At 72.8% G+C, this 19,656-nt stretch carries 18 protein-coding genes and 3 pseudogenes; 11 read left to right on the top strand and 10 right to left on the bottom strand.

Translation table 11 applies throughout. The features are described 5' to 3' along the window. The 3 genes from SSBG_RS20810 to SSBG_RS33340 form a co-directional block, all read right to left on the bottom strand. A partial coding sequence (locus SSBG_RS20810) for a DUF11 domain-containing protein (RefSeq protein WP_078491375.1) occupies positions 1-1,169 on the bottom strand: 1,169 nt, incomplete at its 3' end. A gap of 343 nt (positions 1,170-1,512) precedes the next feature. Continuing rightward, a complete protein-coding gene (locus tag SSBG_RS20805; protein WP_037870292.1) occupies positions 1,513-1,728 on the bottom strand; it encodes a hypothetical protein in 216 nt (71 codons plus the stop codon). After that, complete coding sequence (locus tag SSBG_RS33340) at positions 1,725-1,958, bottom strand: hypothetical protein (protein ID WP_008748039.1); 234 nt, start codon at positions 1,956-1,958, stop codon at positions 1,725-1,727. Before SSBG_RS33340 ends, SSBG_RS20805 begins: the two co-directional genes overlap by 4 nt. Before the next feature lie 118 nt (positions 1,959-2,076). Here SSBG_RS33340 and SSBG_RS20800 point away from each other — a divergent pair, with 118 nt between their 5' ends. The 9 genes and pseudogenes from SSBG_RS20800 to SSBG_RS20760 all read left to right on the top strand — a co-directional run bounded on the left by SSBG_RS20800 (position 2,077) and on the right by SSBG_RS20760 (position 8,411). After that, on the top strand, positions 2,077-2,901 hold the full coding sequence (locus tag SSBG_RS20800; protein WP_037870290.1) for a helix-turn-helix domain-containing protein: 825 nt from the start codon (positions 2,077-2,079) through the stop codon (positions 2,899-2,901). Next, on the top strand, positions 2,901-3,116 hold the full coding sequence (locus SSBG_RS20795; RefSeq protein WP_008748037.1) for a DUF397 domain-containing protein: 216 nt from the start codon (positions 2,901-2,903) through the stop codon (positions 3,114-3,116). The genes SSBG_RS20800 and SSBG_RS20795 overlap by 1 nt, the downstream gene beginning before the upstream one ends. A 283-nt stretch (positions 3,117-3,399) precedes the next feature. Continuing rightward, positions 3,400-3,912: an HAD domain-containing protein gene (locus tag SSBG_RS20790; protein ID WP_008748035.1), complete on the top strand. Its 513-nt coding sequence runs from the start codon at positions 3,400-3,402 to the stop codon at positions 3,910-3,912. Positions 3,913-4,561: 649 nt separating this feature from the next. After that, positions 4,562-4,897: an ArsR/SmtB family transcription factor gene (locus SSBG_RS20785; RefSeq protein ID WP_008748034.1), complete on the top strand. Its 336-nt coding sequence runs from the start codon at positions 4,562-4,564 to the stop codon at positions 4,895-4,897. A 1-nt stretch (position 4,898) separates the two neighbouring features. Beyond that, positions 4,899-5,597: a cation transporter gene (locus SSBG_RS20780; RefSeq protein ID WP_008748033.1), complete on the top strand. Its 699-nt coding sequence runs from the start codon at positions 4,899-4,901 to the stop codon at positions 5,595-5,597. A gap of 103 nt (positions 5,598-5,700) precedes the next feature. Next, positions 5,701-6,180 (top strand): annotated as a pseudogene (locus tag SSBG_RS20775) (phosphotransferase); the annotation flags it as partial. Between the two features lie 27 nt (positions 6,181-6,207). Continuing rightward, positions 6,208-6,966 carry a YqjF family protein gene (locus tag SSBG_RS20770; RefSeq protein WP_008748031.1) on the top strand — a complete coding sequence of 253 codons (759 nt, stop codon included), beginning with the start codon at positions 6,208-6,210 and terminating at the stop codon, positions 6,964-6,966. Positions 6,967-7,107: 141 nt separating this feature from the next. Next, a complete protein-coding gene (locus SSBG_RS20765) occupies positions 7,108-7,545 on the top strand; it encodes an SRPBCC family protein (protein ID WP_037870288.1) in 438 nt (145 codons plus the stop codon). 170 nt (positions 7,546-7,715) lie between these two features. Beyond that, complete coding sequence (locus tag SSBG_RS20760; protein WP_037870287.1) at positions 7,716-8,411, top strand: DUF5701 family protein; 696 nt, start codon at positions 7,716-7,718, stop codon at positions 8,409-8,411. A gap of 92 nt (positions 8,412-8,503) precedes the next feature. Here the strand turns inward: SSBG_RS20760 and SSBG_RS31565 are convergent. Beyond that, positions 8,504-9,120, bottom strand: a pseudogene (locus SSBG_RS31565) (histidine phosphatase family protein). Positions 9,121-9,314: 194 nt separating this feature from the next. Next, entirely contained in the window at positions 9,315-10,073 is a 759-nt protein-coding gene (locus tag SSBG_RS20755; protein ID WP_008748028.1) for a DeoR/GlpR family DNA-binding transcription regulator, read from the bottom strand. Positions 10,074-10,154: 81 nt separating this feature from the next. Here SSBG_RS20755 and SSBG_RS20750 point away from each other — a divergent pair, with 81 nt between their 5' ends. Continuing rightward, the gene (locus SSBG_RS20750) at positions 10,155-10,826 is read left to right on the top strand and encodes an NUDIX domain-containing protein (protein ID WP_008748027.1); all 672 of its coding nucleotides are present in this window, start codon (positions 10,155-10,157) and stop codon (positions 10,824-10,826) included. Here SSBG_RS20750 and SSBG_RS20745 read toward each other — a convergent pair. The 5 genes and pseudogenes from SSBG_RS20745 to leuA form a co-directional block, all read right to left on the bottom strand. Beyond that, a pseudogene (locus SSBG_RS20745) lies at positions 10,817-11,775 on the bottom strand (SDR family oxidoreductase). The gene SSBG_RS20750 and the pseudogene SSBG_RS20745 sit on opposite strands and share 10 nt — an antisense overlap. Before the next feature lie 130 nt (positions 11,776-11,905). Next, positions 11,906-13,759, bottom strand: a complete 1,854-nt coding sequence (locus SSBG_RS20740; protein ID WP_037870286.1) for an FG-GAP-like repeat-containing protein — start codon at positions 13,757-13,759, stop codon at positions 11,906-11,908. Positions 13,760-13,976: 217 nt separating this feature from the next. Next, positions 13,977-14,828, bottom strand: coding sequence for an IS5-like element ISStsp9 family transposase (locus SSBG_RS20735; protein WP_008745198.1), 852 nt, complete (start codon positions 14,826-14,828; stop codon positions 13,977-13,979). A 246-nt stretch (positions 14,829-15,074) separates the two neighbouring features. Further along, positions 15,075-15,827, bottom strand: coding sequence for a TerB family tellurite resistance protein (locus SSBG_RS20730; RefSeq protein ID WP_037870283.1), 753 nt, complete (start codon positions 15,825-15,827; stop codon positions 15,075-15,077). Positions 15,828-16,264: 437 nt separating this feature from the next. Then, positions 16,265-17,962, bottom strand: coding sequence for a 2-isopropylmalate synthase (gene leuA / locus SSBG_RS20725; protein WP_037871697.1), 1,698 nt, complete (start codon positions 17,960-17,962; stop codon positions 16,265-16,267). Positions 17,963-18,444: 482 nt separating this feature from the next. On the opposite strand from leuA, the gene SSBG_RS20720 reads away from it, so the two are divergent. Beyond that, positions 18,445-19,494, top strand: a complete 1,050-nt coding sequence (locus SSBG_RS20720) for a M4 family metallopeptidase (RefSeq protein ID WP_037870281.1) — start codon at positions 18,445-18,447, stop codon at positions 19,492-19,494. The last annotated feature ends 162 nt before the right edge of the window (positions 19,495-19,656 follow it).

Here is a 19,656-nt window from a genome sequence, read left to right as displayed (position 1 = left end):
TGCGCCTTGGCGGAGAGGAGGACGAGGCTCGCGGGCAGCCGGTCCGTGACGACCACGCCGGTCGCCCTGTTGGGCCCGGCGTTGCGGACCGTGATGCGGTAGGTGACCGTCTGCCCGACGGTGACGCTCGTGAGGTCGGCGGCCTTCACGAGGCTCAGGTCGGCGGCCGGGTTCACCTCCGTGACGGCCTCGCCGGAGGTCGCGGTGAGCGTTTCGGGCCGGTCCCCGAGCCGGTTCTCGTACGTCGCCCGCGCGGTGTTCACCAGTCGCGTGCCGCCCGCCGCGAGGTCGATGCGCACGCGGTACTCGATGGTCGAACCCCCGGGCAGGTCGGCGGTGTTGGCGAGGCTCCCGCCCGTCGTCGCGTTCGCGCCGGTGCCGAGGTGGTAGAAGACGGCGCGCGCGCCCTCGTCGTAGTACGCCTGGTCGTCACCGCGCGCGTCGGTCTTCGCCCCGGCCCCGGGCCCGTCCACGATCCGCAGCGAGCCGGGCACGTACGTCGTGTGCGCGGGCAGTACGTCGGTGAGCACGACGTTCTCGGCGGGCCCGCCGCCCTCGTTGCGCGCCGTGACGCGGTACGTGAGGACGTCCCCGACGTCCAGCGGCCCCTGCGGCACGGCGGTCTTGGTCAGCTCGACGCGGGGCGCGGTGCCGAAGAAGATGCCGTCGAGGAAGTTCCCGATGCCCCGGTTGCCCCCGGCGGCGGAGACGGAGCGGAACGCGAAGCGGGTGAGGACCTGGCCCGCCGGGACGGTGTACGTGCCGGTGTAGCGGCCCCAGGCGGTGTTCCCGTCGGTGAACCTGCCCTGCTCGACGGGGGCGTTGACCGGCCCGATGTCGAGCGCCATCGTGTCGCGGCCCTGCCGCCCCCGGTGGAAGAGCCGCCAGTAGAGCGTGGTGCTGGGGGTGGTCGGCAGGTCCTGGTAGAGCGTGGAGACCTGGTTGGCGTTGAGTTCGGCGAACTGCTGCCCGTCGATGGACGGGACGCCGTTGAAGCCGGTGTGCCAGATCTCCACCATGTGGTCGGTGGCGGTCGTGCGCCACCCCGGCACGTACGGGCGGGCCTGCGGCTGCGAGGCGTCCGGCAGGATCTCGTACCCGCTGACGACGGGCACCTCGAAACTGCCGTTGACGAGGCTGACGCGGAGCGGGGCGGAAGGCGTGGTCATGGTGCTCCCCCTTCACTTCGGCGGCCGGGCCGCCACGGAGCAGCACTACAGCGCGCGGGTACGGGTCCGTACAGCGCGCTCCGCAAGCGCTGGCCAACCCTCGTGGCGCGGTTTCGGCCACGGTTTCCCGGTGCGGGGGCGGGGCGGCCTCCGCGCCCCGCGCCCCGTACGCCCCGCGAGGCTCCCCGGCCCCGCGAGGCGGCTCCCGTGCTGACCGGAAACAGCCACTCGCGGCCACCCGGGAGGGGGAACGTGCGGGCGGGAGGATGACGGAGCCCGCTCACGCGCCCCGGAGGGGTTGTACACGACGGCGGGGACCCCGCCCCCGCCCGCCTCGGCGGGGTCAGATGCGCTCGCCGCGACTGCGGGCGTTCAGGTACCGGGTCTCGGCCCGCAAGCGTTCCATGGTCTCGGCGAGCCGGACCTCGCCCGTGCCGCGCCCCCAGAGGGCGCCGCCCCCGATGGGCCGCAGCACGACGACTTCGGGAGCGGCGGCCTCCACGATGCCGACGGTGTTGGTGACGGTGTCCACGACGTAGGCGCCGATCCTGAACGTCACGCGCCGGCCTCCTTGCGCCGCAGCACGGCGGCGAGCCGCGCGGCGAGCTCGGGCGAGCACCCGCCGAGGGTGACGTGCGGACAGGGCGACTCCCGGGCGACGGAGGCGAGATCGAGCGAGAGCGAGGGCAGCCGAAGCCCGTTGGCGGCGAGAGCGGCACGCAGTTCGGCCACGGCGTCCTCGGCCTCGGAGACACAAACGGCGGCGTGACGGGCTGAGTTGGGGGGCATGAGTCCACCTCGTAGTGGGTTCGGGTTGTTTCGCGGTTTCCGCCCTTCAAGGCTCTTGCGCTCCGCTTACGTTGTGAAGTAGCCACCCCACCACAGCGTCACTGTGCGGAAGCAGGTCATGAGCCTCAACGACGAGTTCAAGATCCTCACGTGGGAGTACTTCGGCGAAGAGCTGAAGCGCTTCCGGGAGACAGCAGGACTGACCCAACAGGCGCTCGGAGACATGGTCTACGTGTCCGCGAGCTACATCGCCCAATTCGAGAGCGGGAAACGCAAGCCGCAACTGGACGTGTCGGAGCGGCTCGACAACGTGCCGCACACGGGCGGTGTGCTGGTGCGGATGGTCAAGAAGCTCGTCCAGACGAGCAAGCAGTTCGCTGACTTCTTCGGCCTCATGCGGGAGGCGGAGCAGAAAGCGACCAGCATCCACGAGTACGAGAACGTGCGCCTGCCCGGCGTCCTCCAGACCCGCCCCTACGCGGAGGCCATCATCCGCGCCATGCACCCGCTGTCGGAGGAACAGGTCGTGACGGATCTGGTCGACGGCCGAATGAACCGGGCCACGATCCTCGAAGGCCCCGCCAGGCCCGCCTACTGGCTCGTGCTCCACGAGACGGCGCTGCACACGCGAATCGGCGGAGACGACGTCATGCGCGGCCAGTTGGAGCACGTACTCCGCCTCATCGACCTCAATGTGATCGGGGTTCAGGTCCTCCCGTTCACCGAGGGGGCTGTGGGCGCGATGGTCAGCCCGATTCTGCTCTTGGAGTTCGCTGACCTGCCCTCTATCGTCTACACAGAAGGTCTGTCAAGCGCTGACATCACGGACGATCCACGCGCCTATCGGCAGGCGGAAGAGGTCTACGCTCTCCTGAGGACGGCGGCACTCCCCATTTCCGCGTCCCGCGAACTGATCGAGTCCAGAGCGGAGAAGTACTTCTGATGTCCACCACCCCCTCCTCGAAACTGACTTGGCACAAGAGCAGCTACAGCGGCGGCGCCGGCGGGAACTGCGTCGAGGTCGCATCCCCCTCCCCCGCTCGGGCCCTCGCCCGCGACAGCAAGACCCCCGCCGGTCCGCTCCTCACCTTCGCCTCGCCCGCCTGGTCCGTCTTCGTCTCCCACCTCGGCGCCGCCGACAGGCGTTCCCGCAACTGATGGCGCGCGGGGCCCGAAGCGCACCGCTCAAGACCTGGGGAGGACTACGGGCGGGGTGCCGCGCGGAACGCGAAAGGCGCACCGGCGTGATCGGTTCCCGGCGACCCGGCGGGCCCGCATCTCGGGGCGGATCGGCGTCTCCGGGCGAGCCCGCGCCCCGCCGCGGTCCAGCCGCACACACCCGTCGCAGCCGAGGAACGCGGCATCGACCAGGCTCGCACTCCTCGCACGTACGCCGCGCCCCTGGACGCCGAAGTCGTTCCGTACGCCGCGAGGGTGCGGCATGAGCGGGCACGCGGAACGCCCGTTGCTGTTCCTGGACATCGACGGGCCTCTGCTGCCGTTCGGCGACGGCGCGCGCCGCGCGCCATTCCGTACCGCGACGGATACGTACCTGGCGCGGCTCGACCCGCGCGTCGGGCCGCGCCTCGCGGCGCTTCCGTGCGAGCTGGTCTGGGCCACCACGTGGGAGGACGCGGCGAACACCGACATGGCACCACGGCTCGGCCTGCCGCCGCTCCCGGTCGTGCACTGGCCGGAGCTCTCGGACGCGCGGGAGCGCGAGGACAGGTGGTACGGCCTCCACTGGAAGACCCGCACGCTGGCCGCGTGGGCGGGCGATCGTCCGTTCGCCTGGTGCGACGACGAGATCACCGAGGCTGATCAGGAATGGGTGTCCACCCACCACCCCGCCCCGGCGCTGCTCCACCGCGTCACGTCGTCCCGTGGCCTCGCCACCGAGGATTTCGCGGCCCTGGCCTCATGGCTTGAGGCCATCCGAGGCACAGCGCACTGACGCTGAGGAATCGGCCCGCGCCGAAACCCCCTTCGCAGAAGCCTCGTTGCCACCTCTCCCGGCGGCCACGCCCGGGCATTCCGGTGGCGGTGGCGGCGGGCACAGGCACCCGTCCACCGTCCCACGCGAGACCTCCATGGACCCGCCGTCCCCGCGCGACCGCCCCGGGCCGGCCCTCCCCGCGAGACCACCCCGAAGCGTCGTTCGCCGCGACACCGCCCCGGACCGCCGCCCCCGCAAGACCATCCGGGGTCCGCCGCCCCCGGGAGGCCGCCGGGCCGGTCCTCCCCCGCGAGGCCGCCCCCGCGCGACCACCCTCGACCACCGTCCACCGCGACACCGCCGCCCCAGGAGGCCGCCGCGGACCCGCCGCCCCCAAGAGGCCGCCCCGAACCGTTCCTCCCTCGCGAGGCCACCCCCATCCCGCCCTCCCCCGCGAGCCCATCGCGGCGGGTCCGCCCGTCACGTGCGGTGGCAGCCCGCCGAGGCCTCGCCACCGGCGGACCCGTGCGCGTCGGCCGCTTCGCCCTGCCGCGCGGTGGCCTGCGGGGCGGCGCGAAACCGGTGCGAGCCACGGGAAACGCGGGCGCACGTCCGCGAACCACAGTTCACCCTTCCCTGAATTCATAGATACCTGTACTGTCGCCGTGTGCTGACCGTTGCCTCCGACATCGACGTGCTGGCCCGTTTCGGCCGCGCGCTCGCCGACCCGATCCGTTGCCGCGTGCTCCTGGCGCTGCGCGGCGCACCGGCCTACCCGGCCGAGCTGGCCGACGCGCTCGGCGTCTCGCGGACCCGGCTGTCCAACCACCTTGCCTGCCTGCGGGACTGCGGCCTCGTGGTCACAGTGCCGGACGGGCGCCGTACGCGCTACGAGCTGGCGGACGTGTGTCTCGGGCAGGCGCTGGACCAGCTCCTGAGCGCGGTGGTGGCGGTCGAGACGGACGCGTCCTGCCCGGACGCCGCGTCGAAGGACTGCTGCTGAGATGACCACGCTGTCCCTCGGGCCGTCGCCGGCCCGCCGCGAAGCGCTCGCCCGGCGCGTACGGCTGCTGGTCGCGGCGACCCCCACCTACAACGCCGTCGAGGCGGTCGTCGCGGTGTCGGCGGGCGCGCGGGCCTCGTCCACGGCGCTGATCGGTTTCGGGCTGGACTCCTTGATCGAGGTGTCCTCGGCCGCCGCGGTGGCCTGGCAGTTCTCGGCCAGGGACCACGCCGTGTGCGAGGCGCGCGAGAGGACGGCGCTGCGGATCATCGCCGTGTCCTTCCTCGCCCTCGCGGCCTACGTGTCCCTCGACGCCGTGCGGGCCCTGACCGGCGCGGGCGAGGCGGGTCACTCCACGCCGGGCGTCGTCATCGCCGCGCTGTCCCTCGTGGTCATGCCGTTCCTCTCGGCGGCGCAGCGCCGCGCGGGCCGCGCGCTCGGCTCCGCCTCGGCGGTGGCCGACTCGCGGCAGACGCTGCTGTGCACGTACCTCTCGGCCGTCCTCCTGCTCGGCCTCGTCCTGAACGCGGCACTCGGCTGGTCCTGGGCCGACCCCGTCGCCGCCCTGGCCATCGCGGCCCTGGCCGTCAAGGAAGCCCGCGACACCTGGCGGGGCGAGGGCTGCTGCGCCCCCGCCACAAGCCCGGAAGCACCCGTACCGCACGCGTGCGCCCACGCCCCGTCGGATTCCTGTCGCTGACGCGGGACGGCCCGGGAACGCGCCTCCCCCGCACCCGGGCGCGAGCGTCCCCCCGGGCCGTCCGGCGGATCGCTCGCGGCTCCCCGGCCTCCACGTCCCGGCGGCCGCCGTCAGGACCCCGCGCCTCGCGGCCGCGCGGGGACGGCTGGAGGAACGGCTTCGCGCGCTCGCGGCGGCGGTGGGACCCCGTGCGGAGTACGCGGTCGTGCACGGCGAACTCGGCCCCGACCACGTACGCGTGGACCCGGCGGGGAACCCCGTGCTGATCGACATCGAGGGCACGATGTACTTCGACGCCGAGTGGGAGCACGTGTTCCTGCGCTTGCGCCTGGACGAGGCGTACGAGCCCTTGCGGGTGCCCGGACCGGACGAGGACCGGCTCGCGTTCTACCTGCTCGCGCAGCACCTCGCCCTCGTCGCGGGACCACTCAGGCTGCTCGACGGCGCCTTCCCCGGCCGGGCCGCCATGGCGGCGATCGCCGCGCACCATCTGGCGGAGGCCCTGAAAGCGGTCGCCGTGCCCCTGGGCGGCGGCCGGTGGCCGCCGGGCCGGGCCGACACGCCGCGCGGCGTCCGGCGTTGAACCGGCCGTGCGGGGAACGCTGCCGCCATGTCACCTGCCGCTCCTTCCCTGGAGCCGATCACACCCCACCCGGGGCGCCGGCTGTCGCACACCCTGCTCACGCAGTCCTGGCTGGACGTCGCCTTCCTGCACTGGGCGGCGGACCCGGCCGACGTCGCGCCCCTCCTCCCGGCCGACTCCGCGCCGGACACGTACGAAGGACGCACCTATGTCGGCCTGGTGGCCTTCCGGATGCACGGGGTGGGCTGGTTCGGGCTGCCGGGAATCCCGTGCTTCGGGACGTTCCCCGAGACCAACGTCCGGCTGTACTCGGTGGACGCGGACGGCCGGCGCGGCGTGGTGTTCCGTTCTCTGGAGGCGTCCCGGCTGGTCCCGGTGGTCATGGCCCGGGTCTTCTTCCAACTGCCCTACTTCTGGGCGCGCATGGAGATCCGGCGCGAGGCGGAGACCTTCACCTACACCACGCGCCGCCGCCTGCCGGGGCCGCGGGGCACGCGCGACCGCATCAGGGTGCGCGTCGGCGAGCGGATCGAGGAGCCCACGCCCCTCCAACACTTCCTGACCGCCCGCTGGGGGATGCGCCACACGTTCTACGGCCACGCGGGCCACCTCCCCAACATCCACCCCCGCTGGCCGCTGCACCGCGCGGAACTCCTCGGCCTCGACGACGAACTGATCGCCGCGGCGGGCCTGCCCGCGCCCGGGGGGCCGCCGGTGAGCGTGCTCTGGTCCCCCGGGGTCAGGGTCAGGTTCGGCCGCCTCGCCCGCGCGGCGGCAGGGACGTGAGCGCCGCCGCCCCGGCCGGCGGCGGCCGGGCCGGGGCGGACACATCCGGGCCCCGCGGGCGGAGACTTCCCGGCCCGACGGGGTACACGTGCGAGGACCGGCCGGCCCCGCCCGGTGCCGCCGCACGGACAAGGAGACACCATGGCGTCCTCGCTGCTCGAAGCCGTCGACATCAAGGCCCCGGTGGAGGTGAGCTGGGGACTGTGGGAGAACGTAAAGCGCTGGCCCGCCTTCCTCAGCCACGTCAAGCACGTCCACCGGGCGGACAGGAACACCTTCGTCTGGCAGCTCGGACTGCCGGGCGCCGACGAGGAGTTCACCGCCGAGCTGACGGAGGTCGTCCCCGGCGAGCGCATCGCCTGGCACACGACCGGAGGCGTGCGGCACGCCGGGGTGGTCACCTTCCACCGGCTGAGCGACACGGAGAGCCGCGTCACCCTCCAGATCGAGTACGAGCCCGAGGGCTTCATCGAGCACCTGGGCGCGCTCACCAACCTCGACGCGACCCTCGCCAACTACGACTTGGGCGAGTTCCAGAAGCTCGCCGAAGTGGAGGCGGGCACGCGGAAGGACGCCTGAGGACGGCAGGGACGGGACGCCTGGAGCGCGGGCGCAGCGGGACAGGCGGCGGTACGGCGGCACCGTGGCGCGCTCCTCGGCGGCCCGGCGGCGCCCCCGGCGGCGGGAACATTCCGGCGGGGCGCCTCGTTCCTCCTGGGCCGGTCCACCCCGCTGCCGCGAGGAGCATCGTGCCCGAAACCGCACCCGCCCCCGTCCCCGTCCTTCCGGTGCTCCCGGACCTGAGCGCGCAGGCCGAGCGTCTGATCGGGCTGGGGGTGCACGAGATCGCCGGGCTGACCGAGGCCGCATTGCGCGCCTTCGCCAGGACCGCCGGGGTTCCCGGGACCGAAGGGGCGCTGCTCGCCGTGCACCCGGACCGCGCTCCCGCCTCCGCCCTCGCGCCGCTGCTCCGCCGTGGCGGCAAAGCGGGCTTCGTCGTCACCGACATGACCGACGTCGATCACTTCGCCCCGCTCGAAGCGCTCGCGCCGCCCGGTGCCCCGCTCCACCTCGTCACCGGCCTCGACCGCGGTGACGGGATGGCCGGCTGGACGCCGCAGGAGGCGCTTCCCGCCCTGACCGGGAGGGGACGCACCCCGCTGCTGCTGACCGAGGGCATCCATTGGGTGCTCCAGCGGCCGGAGATCCTGGAGCGCAACCGCTGCTTCATGACCATCGGCTCCCGGCTGCGCAAGGCGAACGGCGCCCTGGACGCCCGTACTCCGGCGATCTGGATCAGCAACGGCACGGGGCGGGACGGCCGCGAGCGGCGCGACGCCCCCAAGGTCGGCTGGTGCTGGTGGGGCAACCGCCACACGTGGCTGGGCTTCGCCTCCGCGACGGGCCGCCGGTTCCCGGACCCGCGAGGCGGCCGGGAGGGGTGAGACCGTGCCCCTCGCCCCCCGGTCACCGGCGCGGGCGCCGGGGCCTCGCGGGCAGGCGCGTCACGGGGTACGGGCACAGCCGCCCCGCGCGCTCACACGCGGTGTTCCGGTGGGCTGTCCGTCCAGCGCAGCGCGGGCGGGAGGTGGCTCTGGTCGTTCTGCGCGTGGAGGTAAGGGGCGCGGCCCGGGGTGTGCATGATCGTGGTGAGCGAGGCGTGCGAGTGGTTGATGCCGAGCCAGCGCCGGCGCGGGGCGTGGAGGGCTTCGCGGACGAGCCAGGCGACGAGGAAGTTGTGGGTGACGACGACGTCGTGGCGGACGGTGTCCCCCGCGGCGGGGCCCGTGTACGCCTCGGTGGCCCGGCGGGTGAGCGCACGGCCTTCGCGCGCCTCCTCCGGTGTCGTACCGGCGAGGGAGTGGAGGGAGAAGTCGGCCGTTTACGGGGGGGGAGTTCGTGCCGCTCGGGCAGGTGCGGCACGTAGTCGCCCGCGAGGTCGGCGGGCTCGGGCCGTATCCCGGCGCGCTCCCCGATGATGCGCGCCGTCGCGGCGGCGCGGGGCAGCGGACCGTGCTGGAGGGAGGCGAGGGGCAGCCGCGCCAGCCGGTCACCGAGGTGCGCGGCCTGCTCGCGCCCGCGCGCGCTGAGGCCACCGCCGTCCGGCGCGGGTTCGGCGTGCCGGATCAGGTGCACGAAACGGGTGGCGGGCAAAGGGCTCTCCGGAGGAGTGCGGGCACGGCACCGGCAGGGACGCCCGTGCCCGTACGGCGGTTCCGGAACCGGCCCCGCGCACCCCGCCTCCCGGCCCGCGCCGCGCAGCACTCCGCGCCGCGCAGCACTCCGCGCCGCGCAGCACTCCGCGCCACGTGCCCCGTCGCCGCGCGCACCCCGCCCGGTGCCGCCTCTCAGCCCGCCCGCAGGATCTCCACGCCCAGGCCCACGAGTCGGGCGAGGACGGGGTCGGTGGCCGGGGCGTCGGTGACGAGCCCGGTGATCTTCTGCCAGGGCAGCACGCGGTAGCGGGAGGCGGTGCCGATCTTCTCGGAGGAGGCGAGCACGTAGGTTTCGGCGGCGCGCGAGGCGAGAGCGCGTTTCATGGCCGCCTCGTCCGCGTCGCCCGTCGTGAGACCGACCTCCGGGTGGACGCCGGTGACACCGAGGAGGCACAGGTCGGCCGAGACGTTCTGCGCGGCCTCGACGGCGGCGGCGCCGCACGTGACCGCCGAGTGCTTGAAGAGCCGGCCGCCGAGGAGGAAGAGTTCGGCGCGCGGGTGGTCGAGGAGCGCGGCGGCGATCGTGGGGCTGTGCGTGATGACCGTGCAGGGCAGTTCGTGCGGGAGGGCGCGGGCGAGGGCGAGCGCCGTCGTGCCGCCGTCGAGGATGACCGTGCCGCCCGGGCGGACGAGCTTCGCGGCGAGCGCGGCGACCTTCCGCTTGCCGTCGGGGGCGACCGCCTGCCGCGCGGTGTAGCCGGCGACGGCGGGCGAGACGGGAAGCGCGCCGCCGTACACCCGCTGGCACAGCCCCTCGGCGGCCAGATCGCGCAGGTCACGACGGACGCTGTCCTCGGAGATACCCAGGTCGGCGGCGACGTCCTTGGCGATGACCTTGCCCTCGTCCGTCAGCAGACCGAGGAGGTGTTCGCGGCGTTCGGCAGCGAGCATGAACATTCCCTCCTGTTCTTGCACGTTCTTGCGGGTATTCTAGCGCCCGCCAGTCCTCCCGCGTACCCCTTAAAGCCCACCGTGGCAGACCGTCCCGGCATCGAGATCCCCGACCACCGGGGCCGTACCGGCCTCGACCAGGCCGGGCGGGGTCTCGACCGCAATCCTGATGTCGTGGTCGAGGACGTCGAGCTGACCTCGCAAGGGTGGCACGTCCTGCGCCGGACGAGGTTCGCCCACCGCCGCCGCGACGGCCGCTGGCAGACGCAAAAGCGCGAGACGTACGACAGGGGCGACGGCGCGGTGGTCCTCCCGTACGACACCGCACGCCGACGCGTGCTGCTGACCCGCCAGTTCCGCTATCCCGCGTACGTGAACGAGCACCCGGACGGCATGTTGATCGAGGCGGCGGCGGGCCTGCTCGACGCGGACTCCCCCGAGGTGGCGACCCGGCGCGAGGCGGAGGAGGAACTCGGCATCCGGCTGGGCGCGCTGACACCCGTCTACGCCGCGTACATGAGCCCCGGCTCGGTCACCGAACGCCTCCACTTCTACGCGGCCCCGTACACCCCGGCCGACCGCGTGTCCCGCGGCGGCGGCGTCGAGGAGGAGGGCGAGGACATCGAGGTCCTGGAACTCCCCTTCACAGAAGCCCTGTCGATGATCCGCGACGGCCGCATCGCGGACGCGAAGACAGTGATGCTGCTGCACTGGGCGGCGCTGGAGGGACCGTTCGCCTCACCTCACCGGTAGTCCTCCGCCGTTCCCTTCTTGCCGCCGAAGACGACGTCGCGGAAGTACGCGAAGGAGTCCGGGCGGCTGCCGTCCGTGTCCGTCAGGTCGTAGGCGCCGGCGAGTTCGGCGCTCGACGCCGAGGTGCCGGACCAGCGGGCGCGGTTCGGGTCGGCCGCGAGGGCCGCGATGCCGCGCGCGAGGTAGTGGGGGGACTCCGCGATCGCGAAGTGCGGTTCTGAGCCGTGGCCTCGCGCCAGTTCTGCTCGGTGACGCCGTAGAAGGAGAGCATCTGCTCGGAGCGGAGGAATCCCGGACTGACGCTGAGCGCCGTGCCGTTGAGGGGGGCCAGTTCCTCGGAGAGGGCGAAGGCGATGCGGTGCGGGGTGGTCTTGGCGATGTCGAAGTACAGGTTGTCGCGGAACCGCTTGTTGAACTCGGCTGTTCCGTCGGTCACTTCGATGTGCACGGGGCCGTCCGAGCGGATCAGGAGCGGCAGCGCGAGTCCCGCCGTGATGAGGTGGGAGCGGACGCCGAGATCGATCATGCGCAGGCCGTCGGCGAGCGGTGTCTCCCAGCTCTTCTTCCCGAACACGTGCTCCGCGACGAGGTGTTCGCCGCCCCACAGGTCGTTGACGAGGATGTCGAGCCGCCCGTGGTCCGCCTCGACGCGGGCGAGGAGCGCGCGGACCCGTTCCTCGTCCAGGTGATCGGTCGGTACGGCGATCCCCTCGCCGCCGGCGGCCGTCACGCGCTCGCCGGTCTCCTCGATCGTCTCCTGCGGGCGCCCGACCTCGCTCGTGTGCGTGCGGGTCGTGCGGCCCGTCACGTAGAAGGTCGCGCCCGCCGCCCCGAGCGCGACCGCGATCGCGCGGCCGAGGCCGCGCGTGGCCCCGGCGACGAGTGCGACGCGGCCGGCCAGGGGCCGTTCCCCCGTGGTGTGCTGCTGTTCCTGCGTGGTGTGGTCCATGACGTCCATCGTGGCCACCCATCCCGTCAGAACCTGTCACCTTTTCCGGGTACCCGTCCCGCGTCCCTCCTGCGGGTGATCCGGCCGGGCGGCGGGGGCGGCGGGCGGGGCCGCCCCCGGCGCCGCGGGCTCAGGACGTGGGGCCGTACCAGTCGCGGACGGGCTCGCTCACGCCCGTACCCGTGCTGGTGAAGCGCCACAGGCCGTAGTTCTGGCGGCCGTCCGCGCCGGTCCCGTTGTCGTACAGGGTGCCGATGTCGTCCTTGCCGTCGCCGTCGAAGTCACCGCCGAAGGCGAGCGACCGGCTCGCCGCCCAGCTCATGGGGCTCGTCCACACCTTCTTCGGGGCCGCGAAGCCGGAACCGGTGCTCGCGAAGGTCCACAGGCCCGTCTCCTGGAGGCCGGTGCCCGCGTTCTTGCCGTAGTCGTAGAGGACCCCGGCGTCGGTCTTGCCGTCGCCGTCGAAGTCGCCCGCGAGCGGCCGGCTCGCCGCCCAGCTCCAGCTTCCCGTGCTCTGCCAGGCCCGCTGCGGGGCGGCGAGGCCGGTGCTCGTGCCCGCGAAGGTCCACCAGGCGGTCTTGAAGGTGCCGCCCGCGTCCTTGCCGTTGTCGTAGAAAACGCCGATATCGTCCTTGCCGTCGCCGTCGAAGTCGCCCGTCGTGGACTTGATGTGGCTCCAGGTCCAGCTCGTTGCGCTCGTCCACACCCTCTTCGGGGCCGCGAAGCCGGAGCCCGTGCTCCGGAAGTCCCACAGCCCCACTTCCTGGAGGCCGGTCGTCGCGTTCTTCCCGTAGTCGTAGAGCACGCCGACGTCGGCCTTCCCGTCGCCGTCGAAGTCGCCCGCGACCGGCCGGCTCGCCGCCCAGGTCCAGCTTCCCGTGCTCTGCCAGACCCGCTGCGGCTCCGCGAAGCCGTCGCCCGTGCTGGTGAAGGTCCACAGCGCGCTCGCGTTCGTGCCCTCGGCGTTCTTGCCGTTGTCGTAGAAGACGCCGATGTCGTCCTTGCCGTCGCCGTCGAAGTCACCGGCGACGAGCTGGGCGCGGCTCCAGGTCCAGCTCGACTCCTCGCTCTGCCAGACGACCCGGGGCGCCGAGAGACGGCCGCCCTCGCTCGTGTGCAGCCACAGCGCGACGCGCCGCTTGCCGCTCGCGCTGTCCAGGCCGTAGTCGTACAGGACGGCGGCGTCGTCCTCGCCGTCGCCGTCGAAGTCGCCCCCGACCGGGAGGCCGTGCTGCGGGAGGGACGCGATCCGCTGGACCCAGGCGGTGATGTCGTCCAGGCGCGTCGAGACCGCGCCCGTGCGGGTCTCCGTGCTCTCGGACCCGTAGCAGCCGCCCTGCCAGGAGCGGCTGTTGACGGCGACCAGCCGCAGGACGCCGGACACCTCGCGCAGCACGGGGCCGCCCGCGTCCCCGGCGCAGACCGCGTCCGAGGCGCTCGCGCCCTCGGTGGCCAGGTCCGGGCCGTCCACGGACCGGGTGAGGCCGGACGCGGTGTGGAGCGCGAGCGGCGCCCACTCCTCGCGCGTGCGGCCGTAGCCGGCCGTGGTCAGCTTCTCCCCCGCCGCGGGCGGGGCGAGGGCCAGCGGCGCCGGGGCGATCCCCGTCGTGGGGGTGTCGAGGCGGGCCATGACGAGATCGCGGTCCGTGCGGGGGACCAGCTCGACCACCGTGCGGACCTGTCCGGAGGCGGTGGAGAGATCGGTGCGCCCGATGGTCGCGGTCGTCTTCCACTTCGGCTTCCCCGCCGTCACGTGGCCGGGGCTCTGCGCCAGGTCGTCCGCGAAGCACTGGGCCGAGGTCGCGAGCCACTGCGGGGCCACCAGGACGGCGGAGCAGCCGCGTTGGCTGTCACCGATCACGAGCCGCGCGGTGTAGGCGAGGGAGTCCTTCGCCGCCGGTCCGCCCGTGGTCGCGGCGGCCGGGACCCCCGCGAGCGAGCCCGCGAGGAGGGTGGCGGCGAGGGCGGCACCCGTGAGTGCCATGGGTCTGGTGAGGCGAACGTGAGTCATCCCAGGGTCGAGGAACACCGGCGGACGCCCGGAGGGAGCCTCACGGCGCCCTCACGGCATCCGGCAGGTCCCCCAACTCAGCCGTCACAGCCGCCATGTTCACTCACACGAAGAGCACACACAAGCCCCACGAGAAGCACATCACGCCCACCTCGCGGTCACGAATCCCCTTAGGGCGTCCGCCGGTAGGTCATCGGATCCGTGGGCTTTGAGGGCGGGTGTTCCAGCGGTAGAGGGTCCAGGCGTGTCGGATCAGGCTGCGGAGGGTGATGAGGGTGGCTGCCAGGGCGAGGTAGAACTCGACGGCTGCTTTCCGGCGTTCGGTGCAGCGCCGGAGTTTGCCGAAGTTGTTCATCCAGGAGTTCGTGCGCTCGACGACCCACCGGCCTCCGGTCTGGATCGGGGTCTTCGCGCCGCGCGGGGCGATACGGGCGTCGATCTTCCGGCTTGCCAGGTCATCGTGGACGATCCGGTAGTCGTAGCCGGCGTCCAGGGCGAGACGTGGATGCTCAGGCAATGGTCCGAGGGCCTGTTCGAGCGCGGTGAAGCGGTCGAGGGTGGTGGGCAGCAGGGTGTGGTCGGGGGTGTTGGCCGGTGCCGGCTCGGTGATCAGGGGTATGCCGGAGCCGTCGGTCAACTGTGAGCGTTTCAGCCCGAGTTTGGCGCGGTCGACGGGGCTTTTGCCGGCGCATTCACCACCGCTGGGTGCCTTGGTGAGGCAGCCGTCGGCGCTCAGGTGGTCGAGTTCGAGGCCGATCATGCGGTCGTATGCGGCGAGCGCGAGCAGCCGCAGGCTCTCCATCACGCCGTGAGCGATCCACTCGTCGCGGCGTCTGCGCAAGGTGGTGGCCGAGCAGTGCTCGTCGGCGGCACGTTCGTATCCGCAACCGAAGACCAGGACCTGCACCAGCCGGTCGAAGACAACGGCGTCGCTGATCCGGGGGTTGTGACAGCCCAGGGGGTGCTTGTCCTCGTGCACGGGCAGGAGCGCGAGGAACTGGTCACGGATCGGGTCGAGAATGCATGATGGAACGGCAGGCACGGATCCCCCATGATCGTGAAGCGTAGAGAACTCCATGATCGGGTGGACCGTGCCTGCCTTGCTACCAGCACCTACCGGCGGACGCCCTTATGGGGCGGGGAATCGGCACCTTCCGCCGCCCCCGCTCCGGACGGCACGGGAACGGGGCGGCGCGGGAACAGGGCGGCGCGGGAAGGAGGCGGCACGGGAACGGGCGGCGCGGGAAGGAGGCGGCCCGGGAACAGCACGGCCCGCCCGGTCGCGCGGTCAGGAAGGGGTCTTCGCCTCCTCCAGCAGCCGCCCGACCTCCTCCGTGTCCAGGAGCAGCGCCGCGCCCACGACGTTCAGCGCCTCGCGCTCGGCGGAGGTGTAGGGGCCGTCCGCGAGGGCGACGCGGGCGCCCTGGAGGAGGATCGAGGCCCGGCCCAGCTCCGCGAGGTGGGGGGCGAGCGGGTCGAGGGACTCGTGGAGCTCTATGGCCAGCGTGAGCGCGGCGGTCTCGGCCTCGGCGGGGTCGTCGGGGCAGACCGGGGAGCCGGGGTCCTCGGCGAGGGCGCGCATGAGGGCGTAGAGCTGGTCGTCCTCGCAGTCGGTCCAGCCGGCGGCGCGGACGGTGGCGACGGCGGCGTCCATCGTGGAGCGCGAGGCGGTGCCGCTCGCGGCGAGGACGGCGACGACGACGGTGTGCACGGCGTCGCGCAGGAGCGCCCCGAAGCGGGCCGTCGTGGGGTGTTCGAGGGCTTCGACGTTGTACTCGGCGGTGCAGGCGCCGCATTCGACGACGGGCCCGGTGGTGCCGCGCGGCAGGAGCGGGACGCCGAGGAGGGCGACGTACCTGCTCCCGGTCTTGCGCGTGTAGGCGCGGTCGCCGCCGCAGTCGGGGCAGAAGAACTCGCCGTCGCTCTCGACGTTCCAGCGCGTCCGCAGCCGCAGCGGGCCGTAGCGGGCGGGCGGGGTGCGGTGCGGGCCGGTCCCCGCCCGCTGGCGACGGTCCTCGCCCCTGCCTCCGGCTCGTGCCACGGCGCACCTCCCTGTCCGGCGCGCGTGCCTCTTCGCACGGCGCTCGTCCCGCCCGCGGGCGAACCCGCTGTGCGCGCGGGGACTGGATGCCCCGCGCGGTGGCGCCGGGTGTCCGGCGCCTTGGCGTGATGTTAGCCACATCACCGTGATGGCGTCAGTACCCCGGCGTTACTCGGCCGATACCTGGCCGAGAGTGACCGCAGGCCCCGGCAGGGCGTGAACCCTGCGGGGCCCGCGTGGTCCTGATGCCGTGAACTCCCGCGCGAGGGGTGAGGCGTGGGGGACGGCGATTGACGGCCAAGGGGGTACCGGGCCGGTTTCCGGGCGTGTCGCAGGGGGCGGTCGGCCTCCCGTACGGCCCGCCCGGCGCGGGGGTGGCGGCGGTACGGGGAGGTCGTCCCCGTACCGGCACGCTCACGCCCGTACGGGCAAGTGCCTCAGCGGCCCGCGCGGTTGACCGCGGAGACGATCGCCTTGAGCGAGGCGCGCGTGGTGTTGGCGTCGATGCCGATGCCCCACAGGACGCGGTCGCCGACGGCGCACTCGATGTACGAGGCGGCCTGCGCGCTCGCGCCCTCGCTCAGCGTGTGCTCCTGGTAGTCGAGCAGCCGGGCGTCGATGCCGACGCCCTGGAGCGCGTCGAAGAACGCGGAGATCGGGCCGTTGCCACTGCCGGTCAGCTCGGTGCCGGCACCGTCCACGACGGCCTGCACGGTGAGCTTGTCGAGGCCGTTCTCGGTCTGCGCGGTGGTCTGCCCGGCACGTACCTGCACGCGGCCCCAGGGGTTGGCGGGGTTGGGCAGGTACTCGTCCTGGAAGACGTTCCAGATCTCGGCCGGGGTGACCTCGCCGCCCTCGGCGTCGGTGCGCGCCTGGATGATGCGCGAGAACTCGATCTGCATCCGGCGCGGCAGGTCCAGCTTGTGGTCGTTCTTGAGGACGTAGGCGATACCGCCCTTGCCGGACTGCGAGTTGACCCGGATCACGGCCTCGTAGGAACGGCCCACGTCCTTCGGGTCGATGGGCAGGTACGGGACGGCCCACTCGACGTCGCCGACCTGCTTGCCCTCGCGCGCGGCGCGCCGCTCCAGCGCCTCGAAACCCTTCTTGATGGCGTCCTGGTGGGAGCCGGAGAAGGCGGTGTAGACGAGGTCGCCCGCGTAGGGGTGGCGCGGGTGGACCTCCATCTGGTTGCAGTACTCGGCGGTGCGGCGGATCTCGTCGATGTCCGAGAAGTCGATCTGCGGGTCCACGCCCTGCGAGAAGAGGTTCATGCCGAGGGTCACCAGGTCCACGTTCCCGGTGCGCTCGCCCTGGCCGAAGAGGCAGCCCTCGATGCGGTCCGCGCCCGCCATGACGGCGAGTTCGGCGGCGGCGACGGCGGTGCCGCGGTCGTTGTGCGGGTGCGCGGAGAGCGAGACGTGCTCGCGGTGCGACAGGTTCCTGGACATCCACTCGAAGCGGTCGGCGTAGGTGGAGGGGGCCGAACGCTCCACGGTGGCGGGCAGGTTGAGGATGATCTCGCGGCCGGGGCCGGGCTGCCACACCTCCATGACCGCCTCGCAGACCTCCAGCGCGAAGTCCAGCTCGGTGTCCGTGAAGATCTCCGGCGAGTACTGGTAGCCGAAGACGGTCTCGGGGCCGAGCAGCTTCTCCGCGTACTCGACGACGTGCCGCGTGCCGTCCACGGCGATCTGCTTGATGTCGTCCTTGCTGCCCCGGAAGACGACCTCGCGGAAGACGGGCGCGGTCGCGTTGTACAGGTGGACGTTGGCGCGGCGGGCGCCGACCAGGGACTCCACGGTCCGCTCGATCAGTTCCTCGCGCGCCTGCGTCAGCACGGAGATCGTGACGTCCTCGGGGATCGCCTCGGGGTCCTCGATGATGGAGCGCACGAAGTCGAAGTCCGTCTGGCCCGAGGAGGGGAAGCCGACCTCGATCTCCTTGTAGCCCATGCGTACGAGCAGGTCGAACATCTCGCGCTTGCGGGCCGACGACATCGGGTCGATCAGGGCCTGGTTGCCGTCGCGCAGGTCGGTGGAGAGCCAGCGGGGCGCCTTGGTGATCCGCTTCTCGGGCCACGTGCGGTCGGGGATCTCCACCTGCTCGTAGCGGCCGTAGCGGTGGAAGGGCATCCCGGAGGGGGCCTGGAGGTGCGCGGTGTTGCTGAGGGGCTTGCGTCCCTGGCCGGCCGCGGAATGCTGCTGCGCGGGGACGGTGGCGGTGGGCTCGCTCGTGGTCATGTGCGTGGGCTCCTCTGAGGTCCGCTGAGGCTGAGGTGGCCGACGGGGCGGAAAAACCGCAACACCTCACTCCGCGGGGAGGGGGTCGGCCTACGACTACAGACCCTCGCCGCGGCAGCTAAGAAGAAGCAGCCCGAAACGCATGATGCTCCGCACCCTAGCCGAGTCCCGCGAGGCACGAGACCCCGTATCACCATGCGGGACGAGGCATGACTCCCGGGACGAGGCGCGACCCCGTCGTCCGGCTCCGTCGGTCCCATTATCCGCTGCCGGGTGCGCGGTGATCCAAACCTCCGCACGTGACATCTCCCTCGTTCGTACGAAAGGCCCCCATAATCAGTGACAGTCCGCATGTACGGGGTAACCGTGTGCGCATGGACACTCACCTGCACCTTCCGCACCACGCCTTCTGCACCATCGTCCCGCCGCACCTGCTCGATCACCTCGCCCGCTCGGGGCACGCCGCCGCGCGCCGCACGCTCGACGAGGACGCGGGCCGCCGCCACCAGCGCCGGCAGACGGCGCTCGCCCTCACGCTCGCGGCCCCCGCAGGGGAGCCGACCGGCTCCGAGACCCCGGACCGCACCATCTACGACGCCCGGCACGGCATCCGCCTCCCGGGTCACAAGGTCCGCGCCGAGGGCCAGGAGCCGACGCGCGACGCGAGCGTCAACCGCGCGTACGCGGGCCTCGGCGCGACCTTCGACCTCTACCGCAAGGTCTTCGGCCGCGACTCCATCGACGGGCGCGGCCTGCCCCTCGTCGCGAGCGTCCACTACGACCGCGAGTACAACAACGCCTTCTGGGACGGCGACCAGATGGTCTTCGGCGACGGGGACGGGGAGATCTTCCTCGACTTCACGCTCCCGGTCGACGTCATCGGCCACGAACTGACCCACGGCGTCACGCAGCACACGGCGAATCTGGAGTACCAGGACCAGGCGGGCGCGCTCAACGAGTCGATCTCGGACGTCTTCGGCTCCCTCGTCAAGCAGTACGCGAAGCAGCAGCGCGCCGAGGACGCGGACTGGCTCATCGGCGACGAACTCCTCGCCCCCGACGTCGAGGGCACCGCGCTGCGCTCGATGAAGGCCCCGGGCACGGCCTACGACGACGACGTGCTCGGCAAGGACCCGCAGCCCGCCTCGATGGACGACTACGTGGACACCGAGGAGGACAACGGCGGCGTCCACATCAACTCGGGCATCCCCAACCGCGCCTTCTACCTGCTCGCCACCTCCCTGGGCGGCTACGCCTGGGAGCGGGCCGGGCGCATCTGGTTCGACGTGCTCACGGGCGGCGAACTCTCCTCGACGGCGGACTTCGCCGAGTTCGCGACGCTCACGAGCGCGGCGGCGGACGGCGCGGACGAGAAGGAGGCGGTGACGAAGGCGTGGTCGGAGGTCGGCGTCTCCCTGTCGTGAGGGCGGGAGCGGCGGAACGGGCCTCGGCGCGCGGGGGTTCCGGGTGCGGCCCGGTCTGCGGGGGGCCCGTGTGCGGCCCGGTACGCGAGGGGTCGGCGCGCGGGGGTTCCGGGTGCGGCCCGGTCTGCCGGGGCCCGGCGCGCGGGCGTACCCCGGCCGGGG

Source organism: Streptomyces sp. SPB074 (assembly GCF_000154905.1).
Taxonomy (GTDB): Bacteria; Actinomycetota; Actinomycetes; order Streptomycetales; family Streptomycetaceae; genus Streptomyces.
Note: the sequence above shows the minus strand (reverse complement) of the source record. Positions and strands in the feature narration are given on the sequence as shown.

What these genes read in the sequence shown, in the direction of transcription:
- SSBG_RS33340 (WP_008748039.1), bottom strand. Translation starts at nt 1,958, where the DNA reads ATGCCCCCCAACTCAGCCCGTCACGCCGCCGTTTGTGTCTCCGAGGCC.
- SSBG_RS20800 (WP_037870290.1), top strand. Translation starts at nt 2,077, where the DNA reads ATGAGCCTCAACGACGAGTTCAAGATCCTCACGTGGGAGTACTTCGGC.
- SSBG_RS20795 (WP_008748037.1), top strand. Translation starts at nt 2,901, where the DNA reads ATGTCCACCACCCCCTCCTCGAAACTGACTTGGCACAAGAGCAGCTAC.
- SSBG_RS20790 (WP_008748035.1), top strand. Translation starts at nt 3,400, where the DNA reads ATGAGCGGGCACGCGGAACGCCCGTTGCTGTTCCTGGACATCGACGGG.
- SSBG_RS20780 (WP_008748033.1), top strand. Translation starts at nt 4,899, where the DNA reads ATGACCACGCTGTCCCTCGGGCCGTCGCCGGCCCGCCGCGAAGCGCTC.
- SSBG_RS20770 (WP_008748031.1), top strand. Translation starts at nt 6,208, where the DNA reads ATGTCACCTGCCGCTCCTTCCCTGGAGCCGATCACACCCCACCCGGGG.
- SSBG_RS20765 (WP_037870288.1), top strand. Translation starts at nt 7,108, where the DNA reads ATGGCGTCCTCGCTGCTCGAAGCCGTCGACATCAAGGCCCCGGTGGAG.
- SSBG_RS20755 (WP_008748028.1), bottom strand. Translation starts at nt 10,073, where the DNA reads ATGCTCGCTGCCGAACGCCGCGAACACCTCCTCGGTCTGCTGACGGAC.
- SSBG_RS20740 (WP_037870286.1), bottom strand. Translation starts at nt 13,759, where the DNA reads ATGGCACTCACGGGTGCCGCCCTCGCCGCCACCCTCCTCGCGGGCTCG.
- leuA (WP_037871697.1), bottom strand. Translation starts at nt 17,962, where the DNA reads ATGCCCTTCCACCGCTACGGCCGCTACGAGCAGGTGGAGATCCCCGAC.
- SSBG_RS20720 (WP_037870281.1), top strand. Translation starts at nt 18,445, where the DNA reads ATGGACACTCACCTGCACCTTCCGCACCACGCCTTCTGCACCATCGTC.